Raw genomic sequence first — 12,096 nt, 5'->3', positions numbered from 1 at the left:
ACCGATGGGCAAATTATATATCATACCCACGCCAATAGGGAATCTCGAAGATATGACTTTCAGAGCCATCAGGCTATTAAAAGAAGTCAATCTCATTCTGGCAGAAGATACACGTAAAACGGGTATCCTTCTCAAGCATTTTGAAATTCAGAACAAAATGCAATCATACCACAAATTCAATGAACATAAAGCAATATCTCATATTATAGATAGGATAAATGCAGGGGAAGATATGGCTCTGGTTTCGGATGCTGGCACACCCGGCATATCCGATCCAGGCTTTCTGGTTGCACGTGAATGTGCTAAAGAAGGTATTGAAGTAATATGTTTACCGGGAGCTACGGCTTTCGTTCCGGCTCTTGTTGCATCGGGCATACCATGCGACAAATTCTATTTTGAAGGTTTCCTTCCACAGAAGAAAGGAAGAATGACCCGCCTAAAAGCTTTAGCCGAAGAAACCAGAACAATCGTATTATATGAATCGCCTCATAGAGTGGTTAAAACATTGACCCAATTAGCTGAATATATGGGCGAAGAAAGGTATGCAGCGACCTGCCGCGAAATATCAAAAATATATGAAGATACCCGCAGAGGAAATTTACAAGAACTAATTTCTCATTTTTCGGTGAACGAACCTAAAGGAGAATTTGTTATAATAGTATCAGGTAAAAATGAATAAATATTAAATTAACCAAAATAATTGGATATGAATATGAAAAAGTTAATTATTGGATGTCTATGCGCCCTTGCATTAGCATCGTGTAACGTGAAAAATTCGGATGAATATAAGGCTTTGCAGGCTGAAAGGGACTCTCTATTGCAGAAAAACGCACAGGGAAGTACTGAAATGGCAGAGATGATGGGTATTATCAACGAAGTTGAAGAAAATTTCAACCAAATAAAGGAAGCAGAAAAATATTTGACTGTTGAATCGAAAGCAAAAGGTGAGATGACAACAGATACCAAAACCCGTGTAAGAGACAATTTCGAAATGATCCACGAAATTTTGAAAAAGAATCAAGCTGAATTAGATAAATTAAATACACGCCTTAAAAATAGTTCAGGCGAAATGTCCGGTTTGAAAAAGACTATCGAACGTCTTAGCGCTGAATTGACAGAAAGAGCAAATACAATTACCGAATTGCAAACATCTTTAGCAACTCGTGATGCTCAAATTGCACAATTGGAAACAAGTGTACAATCACTTTCTGAAAATGTAGATAATCTTTCTACTCAAACTGCCGCTCAAGCTTCTAAAATTAAGGAGCAAGATAAAGAATTGAATACTGCTTACTATATGTTTGGTACTTCTAAAGAATTGAAAGAAGCGAAAGTAGTTTCAGGTGGTTTCTTAGCTTCTCCTAAAATTTTGAAAGAAAACATTGAGAAAAGTCAGTTTATTAAAATTGATATTCGCGAAACTAAAAGCATCCCTGTATATGCAAAGAAAGCTAAACTTCTTTCTAACCACGCTAGTGATAGCTATACACTAGAAAAAGACGCGAACGGAAATATCACTATAAAAATTACAGATTATAAGAAATTCTGGAATCTTAGCAGCTTCTTGATTATAGAAGTAGGATAAGTAGAATTATAGGATAACAACAAGAAAGGCCGGTATTAGTTAATACCGGCCTTTCTTGTTGTTACAAATATATAAGTTAACGTGAGTTTGATATAAACACCGTATAATAGTGCGCTATAATCTGGTATCTGCCTTTAGTACATTCTGTCATCCCGATACGCAGTGAGGAATCTATTATACCTTGATGTTATTAACTGCCAACTTATTTCATAAGAGACCCCTCCTTTCAGTTCGGGATGACAGAATCTTCGGGAAATTTTATTCGTTATTGTCTCTTCTTTTATTTCGAACTCATGTTAGATTAAGTAGTTCTTATTACTGTCCCCCCTTTTTGATTTATACACCACAGCCCAAAGGCAGTTAACAGACCATTCAATAATAGTATTTCATAGCCTACAGTATAACCAAATTGATATTTCAAAGCAATCTCTAGTCCATAACAAAGTATCGGTGCTATAATACACACAACCGGCACAAATTTATCTTTCAGCGATATCTTTGTAAACAGCCCCATAAAGAATAAGCCAAGTAGAGGTCCGTAAGTATACGATGCTGCTTTATAGATTGTATCTAAAATATTGCTTCTTCCTAAATAATCGATAAGAAATATTGTGACAAGGAAAAGCAAACTAACGAATATATGCACTCTATTTCTCATTCTTTTAGCTGTTTTAGCGTTCTTCTTTTCAGTTTCAAGCAAATCGACACAGACAGATGTAGTCAAAGATGTTAGCGCAGAATCAGCGTTAGAGAAAGAGGCGGCAACTATGCCGATAGCAAAACAGATCAAGACAGGTAATCCTAAATATTCAGTAGCTAGTAAAGGCAATATTTCATCCGAATTCTCGGGCAATGAAATATTATATTGAGAGGCAAAAGCAAGAAGCAAAATACCTAAAGCCAGAAACAGATAATTCATAGGTATGAAACCGAATCCGTAGCTTACCATATTTTTCTGTGCATCTTTCAAGTTTTTACAAGATAAATTCTTTTGCATCATATTTTGATCAAGCCCAGTCATCACGATTACAATCAATATTCCACTAAGGAATTGTTTAAAGAAATTTTGCTTCGAAGCCCAGTCATCAAAAACGAATATACGTGAATGTTCGCTGCTCATTATTACATCTATTGCTTGTGGAATATCAAGCTCCAATCGTGATACAACCTGCCAGATGATTAGGATTAATGCTGTGAGTAAACATATGGTTTGCAAAGCATCAGTCCACACAATTGTCTTTATCCCACTTCGGAACGTATATCCCCAGATAAGAACTATTATTCCGGTAACCGTTACATAAAAAGGAATATTCCACTGGTCGAAAACCAGAACCTGAAGAATCAGTGCAACCAGATATAGTTTGGATGCAGAACCTATTATTCGAGATAAGATAAAAAATGATGCTCCTGTTTTATAAGAATAGAATCCGAATCGCTTCTCCAGATACCCATATATTGTTGTCAAATTCAGCTTATAGTATAGTGGAAGCAAAACAAAAGCTACAATCAGATAACCCGGAAAAAAGCCCAGAACCATCTGCATATAACTCATATCGAATTGCCCAACCATACCCGGCACAGATACAAATGTTACTCCTGATATGGAATCGCCCAACATACCAATAGCAACTATATACCACGGCGACTTCCTATTACCTAAAAAAAATGCATCATTATCGGTATGCTTTCTGCCGACCAGATATGAAATCAGAAGTAAAACTCCAAAATATACAGCTATGACAATTAAGATAGATGTTCCCATTTATTTTTCGTCTTCAATATACACATTTTGATAACCATTTGAGAAAAACACCTTCCGTTTGACCGTTGCATCATTACCCGAATCAATAATTACATAACCCTGATGTCTGATTGTATCTGCGCTTATCCTTTCGTTAGTATCGATAGTAAGATCTTGCGGGTTATACCCTCTACTAATAAACTCGAATTCGAAATTGATATATGATGGACCTATATAGTAGGTCTTGTTTTTTTCTTTCAGAACCAGATTATTTATTTCACTACTTTGCGTATTAAATGATTCGAGGGCACCGATTTGCCGACTAAAGTTTACAAATGAAATTATCTGTATAACTATAACACCTATGATCAGAACAACATTTGGCAATTGTTCTATATATCTTCCAATGGACACACCAATAAGAAAAATAAACACAAATGCGTAATAAACAAATGTACGAGGGAATGGTATAACAGAATGAGCGATAAGTAAAATAACAGGAGCTAAAAGAAAAAGCACCCAAAGTACCATCGTCCATTTGTCTTTATTCTTAAAAGCAATTACACATCCCGCTAAAATTAAAACAATAGAAATAAAGAACGGTACTCCAAAAATATCTTGCAGTGTCTCCCTGAAAAAATCTGGCAAAGCCTCTATAACCACAAATCGGCTTTTAGGTTCCACAAATTGATTACCGGTCAAAGCCTTTATACCATCTACAATCATAATAGGGGCATAAAGAAGTATTACCGAAGCGATAGTGAGCACATTATACACGATCTGCTTTTTTATATTTCTGTAATTATAGATCAGAATCAAGACATTAAGTATTGCAAAAGGGTATAAAAATGATGGCATTGTATAAAACCCTAAAACACTACTGAGCATAAAAAAGAGCCAATCCTTCGTTCTATTATCATTCTTAATAATATTATAGCTCGCATAAAGGCTTATAATGAAGAACAATGTTACCATGCCATATCCCCTAGCCATAAAATTGAAATATACCGACATAAAAGCCATCGATACGATACCAACAACAAATGTGGCAACCTTCTGAGAATAAAATTTCTTAACAAAAGAATATGCTATCGTCCAGGCTAGAATAGATGAAATGATAGCAGTTAAACGCAAACAAAAAAGCGTTGGTAAGAATGGGATACAGTCTGTTATATTCGTTAGTAGAGAATGTAATACATGATTGTTAGGATAGGGATAGAAGATCATGCAATAGTAAAACGGCTTATTGGTAAAATTAAGGAAAGTAAAGGCTTCATCGTATGATACAGGAATAGTTAGCCCTAAATAAATTGACGAAACTATAGGAATGGCTAAAACAAGTAAAGCTTTCTTAGTCTTAAAATCCGTAAAAACTGATTTAACAGCACGCAGAAAATAATATATAAACTTCTGTATGTAAGTGTACACTTTATCAAATGAGAAGAAAAGGAATCCAATAAGAAGCAAGCCAAACAACAAGGCACCTTGCAAAATAAGTAATCGGGAAGGATTTATCATTTCAGCTAAAACATCCCGCTTATCTGATGGATAATTCACTAATTGCAAAACCAAGTCTATAAAAGCATCATAAGGAAATATAAAAGAAAGAACCAACACAGCGAATAGCAACATGAAAGAGACTATAACACCTAACTTGAGAATGAGCTTATTTATACTTTTATTCTTTATTTTCATCAGCTTATATCTAATAAGCACAAAGATACTACTTTGCCATTAACTGACAAGAGGCCATTTACCTCAAAATATAAATGAACAGATAGCTTCTGATATTTGATTATAATGTTGTTTTTCTTAAGTTTGTAACTCAACATACTGAAACATTTATTAAGCGCCAATTTCCCCAAAGAACAATAAAAATGTCATATTCAAATTCATCATTCCGACAAAATGACAGTCCGAATGTTAAAATAATAATAAAGCTAAAACAGAGGGTTAAAAGTGTTAAAAAATAGACTTTGAATATCCTAAATGAATGATTTTTGTGTTTACATTTGAAGAAATTTAAAGTAAAAAAATTACAAACTAAAAACAATACTTACATATGAAAAAGATTTGGAAAAACATTTCAACTTATGCTATGGTTGCGTTAGTGAGTATCGGTGCAACATATGGAATGTATCGCTTTATGGACGCTAAAGGTCATTATAGCTCATCTGATATTTTCAGCTACGGCCAAGAATTCGATCAGCAAAATGTACATTTAGCCAGTTTAACAGCAGATGGATATCCTGACTTTACAAAAGCTGCCGAAAGCTCCATACACGCCGTAGTACATATAAAATCTACTGTAAAAAGCCAGGCAGCCGCTCAACCACAAGGACGTCAGCGGATGATAGATCCTTTTGAATACTTCTTTGGCTTCGGCGATAGAGGAGGCAATGACTTTCAATACGGCAACCCTCAGCCAAGCGTTGGTTTCGGTTCGGGTGTTATTATATCCAAAGACGGGTATATTATTACCAACAACCATGTAATCGATAAGGCAACCGAAATAGAAGTTACGCTTAATGACAATAGCAAACATAGTGCTAAGCTTATCGGTGCAGACCCAACAACTGATATTGCTCTCTTAAAAATTGAAGGGAATGATTTCGCATACGTACCATTCGGCGATTCAGACAATCTTAAGGTTGGAGAGTGGGTATTAGCAGTAGGAAACCCATTCAATTTGACATCGACCGTTACAGCCGGTATAGTTAGTGCCAAAGGACGTGGAGGTATAGGAGCAGGAGGTAAGAATGATATGACGATACAATCGTTCATTCAAACTGATGCTGCAATTAACCCCGGTAATAGTGGTGGTGCATTAGTAAATACAAATGGACAGCTTATCGGTATCAATACAGCCATATATTCACAAACAGGTAATTTCGCAGGATATGGCTTTGCCGTACCTATTTCTATTGCAGGTAAAGTTGTGGCTGATATAAAAGAATACGGAGCAGTACAACGTGCCGTTCTGGGAGTTATGATCAGTGATTTGTCGGTAGCAAAAGAAGCTGCTCCTGAAAAAACTAAAAACCTGAAAATAAATGAAGGTGCTTATGTTGGAGGGTTTGCAGAACACAGTCCGGCTAAGCAAGCAGGAATAGAGGAAGGCGATGTTATCATTGCTGTGAACGGAACTAAAGTACGTAGTGTAGGCGAATTGCAAGACCAAGTAAATCGCTTCCGCCCTGGGGACAAAGTGAAAATCACAGTAAAACGTGGTGACGCAGATAAAACATTCGATGTTACTCTGAAAAATAGTGACGGTAATACCTCTGTTGTGAAAAAAGGAGACGGATTAGCAACTGTAGGAGCAGCGTTCAAAGATTTATCTGCTGAAAAGAAAAAAGAATATGGCATTAGTTATGGAGTTGAGGTTGCAGGAGTAGACAATAGTGGTAAGTTCAATAAAGAAGGAATCACTAAAGGCTTTATTATCCAAAAGATAAATAACCAACCGGTTACTTCGCCAAGCGATGTGGAAAGTATAATTCAAGCAGCGGCTAACAGTCAGGATAAAGCCCTGTTTATCACAGGATTTTATCCGACTACCGGAGCAAGAAAATACTATGCAATTGATTTGAGTGAGAAATAATGTTTTTTTAATATAAAATAGCGCTCAGGCTAAAACAATCAGAAGGCTTGAGCGTTATTTCATTTAGTAACGATCAAGAAAAAGCTATCTCAAGAACATCTGTTAATTAAAATACCTAGTTAAATAAAAGGGGGCTGACACTGTCGTTCTTATTCAAAAATTCACTATATTTGCAAACATTTTGGGATGCATAAAATTATATATCTATAGATGAGGCAGTTAAAGATTACAAAGTCGATCACTAATCGCGAAAGTGCGTCGTTAGACAAGTACTTACAAGAAATTGGACGAGAAGACTTAATTACAGTTGAAGAAGAAGTTGAATTAGCTCAAGCTATCAAAAAGGGAGACAGGGCTGCTTTAGAGAAACTTACACGAGCAAATCTAAGATTTGTCGTTTCTGTTGCAAAACAATATCAGAACCAAGGATTAAGTTTACCCGATCTAATTAATGAGGGAAATTTAGGTCTGATAAAAGCCGCAGAAAAATTTGATGAGACAAGAGGTTTTAAATTTATCAGTTACGCAGTATGGTGGATTCGTCAATCTATTTTGCAAGCGTTAGCTGAACAATCTCGTATTGTACGTTTACCTCTCAATCAAGTAGGTTCTCTAAACAAAATCAGCAAAGCGTTTTCTAAATTTGAACAAGAGAATGAGCGCAAACCTTCGGCTGAAGAGTTAGCCGAAAAACTGGATATTCCGGTTGACAAAATTTCGGACTCACTGAAAGTCTCGGGACGACACATTTCTATGGATGCTCCTTTCGTTGAAGGAGAAGACAACAGTCTATTGGATGTGCTTGTAAACGATGACGCTCCCATTGCCGACCGTTCGTTGATGAATGAATCGCTCCAACAAGAGATTGACAGAGCATTATCAACTTTGACCGAAAGAGAAAGCGAAATCATTAAGATGTTCTTTGGACTTGGGTATCAGGAAATGACCCTCGAAGAAATCGGTGATAAATTTCAATTAACACGAGAACGTGTACGTCAAATCAAGGAAAAGGCAATTAAACGTCTACGTCAAAATTCGCGAAGTAAACTATTGAAAAGCTATTTAGGCTAAATTTCAATTAGAAATAAACTGAAGAGTTGGAGAGATCCAGCTCTTTTTTATTTAAAGTTATATGTGGTAGAGTAATAATAATCGACTGTCCCCTCCTCTATTTGTATAACAATATCTTCTATTGCTCTGTCTTTACCCAAAGGATCGTATTCCGTCTTCAGGCTATTCCCGAAGATACCGGCAAAAGTATTATAGACTCCGGCCTTAAAACTACCGACTAATGATTTTACAATATTGTAGGATGATGTATTGCATTGCCTATCGATGAGTTTAATCAGTATCCTACCCTGACTGCGACTCATCTTCTTCATCTTGGGCTTATAGGTATCCATCATGTGTTTTTGAACTGCCTCGAGATGCTTTTGCTTAGCTTTCTCATCAGGGATAGTCTGCATATACTCATAAGTTTCAATAATAGAACCAGCTATCATTTTAGCATAAGGATAAGTTGCCTTTACATCTCTTACAAGCTTAGTATACTCTTCTCTATCTTTTTTGTTTTTGAATTTATAAGGGGCAAATACATGTACAGGGCGTAATTGCACAACAGCGATAGTATCACCCTCATATATAGAGTACATATCCAGATACGTCTTCACCCCCTCTTGACCTTTCACCGTATTCCATGAAAAGACAAGCAAAAGACATGATATAAATACTAATCGTTTCATATTTAATATAGAAATTAAACAATCAAATATACAAGAAAAAAACAATCGGAATAAAAGTTTTAGTAAATTTTATCTAGCAGAATTTTCGCAGTCTCGAAAAGAACTTATTACCTCTGAAATAGAAATCAGCAAGTATACTTTTAGGATAAATAGTTTTAAGGCTACTTTGAGTCGCCTTCTCTAAATTTTCTTTCCTAGCTAAAGTGTAGGATTGCTTTATCTGTTTAAATTCTTTATGAGCAGCGTGCACAGCTTTAGCATTAGGCATTTTACCCGTCAATGCATATTTCAATGCTGCAATGTAGTCCAATAATATTCGTTTATTTAATACTTTATCTATCGAATCTTCGGGAAGGTTCTTATAAAGCATCAATAAATTATTCCTGAAATTGAGAAATGTCTTACGTGGGCTTTCTTCCGAAAGTGTAGCACCTCCTACATGATAAACCACAGATGATGGTATACAAACAATGCGTTTTCCTCGCGAGTTTAGCCGCCAACAAAGATCAATTTCTTCCATGTGAGCGAAGAAAGTAGCATCAAACCCTCCCGCATCGAAAAAATCCCGGGCACGAATCACCATGCATGCACCTGTTGCCCATAGCACATCTGTTATAGTATCGTACTGACCTTTATCTTGCTCTATTTCTCCAAATATGCGTCCTCTGCAAAAAGGATAGCCATATTTATCTAAAAAGCCTCCCGCTGCTCCTGCATATTCAAAATACGACTTATTTCTCTGTGCTAACAATTTAGGTTGAGCAGCAACAACATCTTCATTAACATCTAAAAAATCAACAATAGGCTGTAACCAGCCCTCTCCTACTTCCACATCGGAATTTAAGAGAACAAAATATTTGGCTTCAATCTGTTTCAATGATTGAATATAACCATCTGCATAGCCATAGTTTTCGGGTAAAACGATTCGCCTTATTTGTGGGTAAGTCTCTTTAAGGAAATCAATAGAATTGTCTGTCGAGCAATTATCTGCAACAATAATCTCTACGTCATCCGATAGTGTATATTGAATAACCGACGGTAGAAACTGCTCTAACAATTTCACACCATTCCAATTTAATATTACAACTGCGGTTTTAATCATCTATGTTGAATTGATTCTACTTCCTGACGACTTCTTTTCCAGCGTTTATGTGTCCAAAGCCAATAGGCCGGATAACGAAGAATCGTTTTTTCCATTGCCCTGATATATCTTTCTGTTATAACAAATTCGGGTTCATCCTGAGGCTTATCTGTTAACAAGCGGATAGTTGCTTTATAATATCCTCGTTTTAATTTCTGAACATCAAGATAAAAAACTATAAATCCTGTTTTCTTAGCAATACGCTCCACACCCGTAAACACAGGAGTGTCCTGATTCAGAAAATTAGTCCAATAGTGAATATTATTAACCGATGGCGTCTGATCGGCCATAAAGCCTATAAGCATTTGCTTATTTTCTCTTTTCTTCTTGATGATAACCCTCAGTGTATCACTCTTGGGTATTCCTAACGAACCGAAACGGCTTCGTATCTTAAGGAACAAATCATCAAAAGCCTTATTTTTCAGAGGTTTATATATCTGTGCTAGAACCTCTCCATCTACAAAATTCAGATTGAGAGATGGCACCCATTCCCAATTGGCATAATGCCCCATAAACAGCAAACCCGATTTGCCATTTTTCATGTATTCTTTCACCAGCCCAACATTCTCGAATTGTAAACGTTTCTGCATTTCCTCATCGGAGATATGCAAAAGCTTAACTGTTTCAAAAAAATAATCGCAAAAATGATGATAAAACTCCTTTTCTATAACTAGACGCTCTTTCATCGTCTTGTCGGGAAAAGAACCTGCCAGATTCCGGCGTACAACCCTCTTTCTATATCCGACAATATTATATACAATAACATATAAAACATCAGATAAGACATATAGGAACTTTAATGGAAGCAGGGCATGCAAATACATCCAAGCATATACAATATAATAAAGAATATTATTTAATAGTTTCTTCATTTTTCGACTAGAGCTGTTTTTGCATTGTTGAAATTGCCTAAAGTTATAATTTTTATTTCATTTGCCTGATTTATATCGAAAGGGACTTCTACTTTCACATAATTTTCGGTAAAACCATACATAACATCATCATATTGTGCATGCTCTAATAAAACTTTGCGTTGGGTACCTTGCTGTGACTGATAAAAAGTTTGTAATTTCTGATCCGACAAATCCAATAGAATCTTACTGCGTGTATGTTTTGTTTTAGGATCAACCTCATGGTCGATCTTCAATGCTTGTGTATTCGGACGTTCCGAATATGTAAAGACATGCAATTGCGAAAAGTCCAAACTTTCAAGAAATTGTCTCGCTTCCTCAAAATACTCGTCCGTTTCTCCACGAGTACCCACAATTACATCTACACCAATAAAAGCATCGGGTATAATTGATTTTATTTTCTCAACCTTATGACGGAACAAAGCTGTATCGTAGCGACGGCGCATCAATTTAAGTACCGCATCGGAACCCGATTGTAATGGAATATGGAAATGGGGAGCAAATCGCTTAGAACTTGCAACAAAATCGATAATCTCGTCAGTCAGCAAATTCGGCTCAATTGAAGATATCCGATAACGTTCAATACCTTCTACCTCATCTAGAGCTTTTACCAAGTCGAAGAACGTTTCTCCTGTTGTACGTCCAAAATCTCCGATGTTTACGCCTGTCAACACGATCTCTTTTCCTCCTTTAGCGACAACCTCCTGAGCTTGCTCCACTAAACTATCAATTGTTCCGTTACGGCTCCGCCCTCTAGCGAAAGGTATAGTACAAAACGAACAAAAATAATCGCACCCATCTTGCACCTTAAGAAAATAACGTGTTCTGTCGTCTTGCGAACAGGAAGGTACGAATGATTTTATATTATTTGTTTTAGATGTATGTATTACACCTTTATCTTTTTTCTTTAGCTCGTCAAGATAAGCAACAACATCCAATTTCTGTTCCGATCCTAATACAATATCCACCCCTTCTATGCCTGCAATATCTTCAGGTTTGAGCTGTGCGTAACAACCCGTTGCAATCACATACGCGCCAGGGTTTTCTTTAATCATCTTTCGAACAGCCTGACGGCATTTCTTATCGGCCAATTCCGTTACCGAGCATGTATTTATTATACAAATATTAGCCACTTCCCCTTCTCTTGCCTTTCTTACACCTACGGAGTTCAATTGCTTTCCGATAGCAGATGTTTCAGCAAAGTTTAGTTTACAGCCGAGAGTGAGATAAGCAGCAAGCTTATTTTCAAATATAGAGTTATCAATCATTATTATGTATAGTCCTAAATAAATATTGAGTGGGGTAATGTGCAGTTATAATATATAAACCATTACCCAAAAGCCTACAAAATTACATAATTGTCTCAACTTTA

At 36.3% G+C, this 12,096-nt stretch carries 10 protein-coding genes; 4 read left to right on the top strand and 6 right to left on the bottom strand.

All coding sequences use genetic code 11. The features are described from left to right. The first annotated feature begins 4 nt into the window (after nucleotides 1-4). Together rsmI and G7Y56_RS11015 are read left to right on the top strand one after the other, a co-directional pair. Nucleotides 5-679, top strand: coding sequence for a 16S rRNA (cytidine(1402)-2'-O)-methyltransferase (rsmI, locus tag G7Y56_RS11020; protein ID WP_165024504.1), 675 nt, complete (start codon nucleotides 5-7; stop codon nucleotides 677-679). Between the two features lie 33 nt (nucleotides 680-712). Further along, a complete protein-coding gene (locus tag G7Y56_RS11015) occupies nucleotides 713-1,585 on the top strand; it encodes a hypothetical protein (RefSeq protein ID WP_165043430.1) in 873 nt (290 codons plus the stop codon). A gap of 301 nt (nucleotides 1,586-1,886) precedes the next feature. On the opposite strand, the gene G7Y56_RS11010 is transcribed toward G7Y56_RS11015, so the two are convergent. After that, nucleotides 1,887-3,347 (bottom strand): sodium:solute symporter, encoded by a 1,461-nt coding sequence (locus G7Y56_RS11010; protein ID WP_165043428.1) that lies wholly within the window; start codon nucleotides 3,345-3,347, stop codon nucleotides 1,887-1,889. Next, a complete protein-coding gene (locus tag G7Y56_RS11005; RefSeq protein ID WP_165043426.1) occupies nucleotides 3,348-5,021 on the bottom strand; it encodes a glycosyltransferase family 39 protein in 1,674 nt (557 codons plus the stop codon). It lies immediately after the preceding gene. Nucleotides 5,022-5,388: 367 nt separating this feature from the next. Between G7Y56_RS11005 and G7Y56_RS11000 the strand changes: the two genes are divergently transcribed. Both G7Y56_RS11000 and G7Y56_RS10995 read left to right on the top strand, forming a co-directional pair. Next, nucleotides 5,389-6,930, top strand: a complete 1,542-nt coding sequence (locus tag G7Y56_RS11000; protein ID WP_165043424.1) for a Do family serine endopeptidase — start codon at nucleotides 5,389-5,391, stop codon at nucleotides 6,928-6,930. Nucleotides 6,931-7,140: 210 nt separating this feature from the next. Next, entirely contained in the window at nucleotides 7,141-8,001 is an 861-nt protein-coding gene (locus G7Y56_RS10995) for an RNA polymerase sigma factor RpoD/SigA (protein ID WP_165024517.1), read from the top strand. 47 nt (nucleotides 8,002-8,048) lie between these two features. On the opposite strand, the gene G7Y56_RS10990 is transcribed toward G7Y56_RS10995, so the two are convergent. From G7Y56_RS10990 to mtaB, 4 genes are all read right to left on the bottom strand, one after another. Next, the gene (locus G7Y56_RS10990; RefSeq protein WP_165043422.1) at nucleotides 8,049-8,672 is read right to left on the bottom strand and encodes a DUF4294 domain-containing protein; all 624 of its coding nucleotides are present in this window, start codon (nucleotides 8,670-8,672) and stop codon (nucleotides 8,049-8,051) included. A gap of 73 nt (nucleotides 8,673-8,745) precedes the next feature. After that, on the bottom strand, nucleotides 8,746-9,774 hold the full coding sequence (locus G7Y56_RS10985; RefSeq protein WP_165043420.1) for a glycosyltransferase family 2 protein: 1,029 nt from the start codon (nucleotides 9,772-9,774) through the stop codon (nucleotides 8,746-8,748). Next, nucleotides 9,771-10,685 carry a lysophospholipid acyltransferase family protein gene (locus G7Y56_RS10980; protein ID WP_165024525.1) on the bottom strand — a complete coding sequence of 305 codons (915 nt, stop codon included), beginning with the start codon at nucleotides 10,683-10,685 and terminating at the stop codon, nucleotides 9,771-9,773. Before G7Y56_RS10980 ends, G7Y56_RS10985 begins: the two co-directional genes overlap by 4 nt. After that, nucleotides 10,682-11,992 (bottom strand): tRNA (N(6)-L-threonylcarbamoyladenosine(37)-C(2))-methylthiotransferase MtaB, encoded by a 1,311-nt coding sequence (gene mtaB, locus G7Y56_RS10975; RefSeq protein WP_165043418.1) that lies wholly within the window; start codon nucleotides 11,990-11,992, stop codon nucleotides 10,682-10,684. The genes G7Y56_RS10980 and mtaB overlap by 4 nt, the downstream gene beginning before the upstream one ends. Between the last annotated feature and the right edge of the window lie 104 nt (nucleotides 11,993-12,096).

The sequence above is a fragment of the Dysgonomonas sp. ZJ709 genome, from assembly GCF_011039195.1.
GTDB lineage: Bacteria > Bacteroidota > Bacteroidia > Bacteroidales > Dysgonomonadaceae > Dysgonomonas.
The sequence above is the reverse complement of the archived record's forward strand: the minus strand, read 5'-3'. Positions and strand labels throughout refer to the sequence as shown.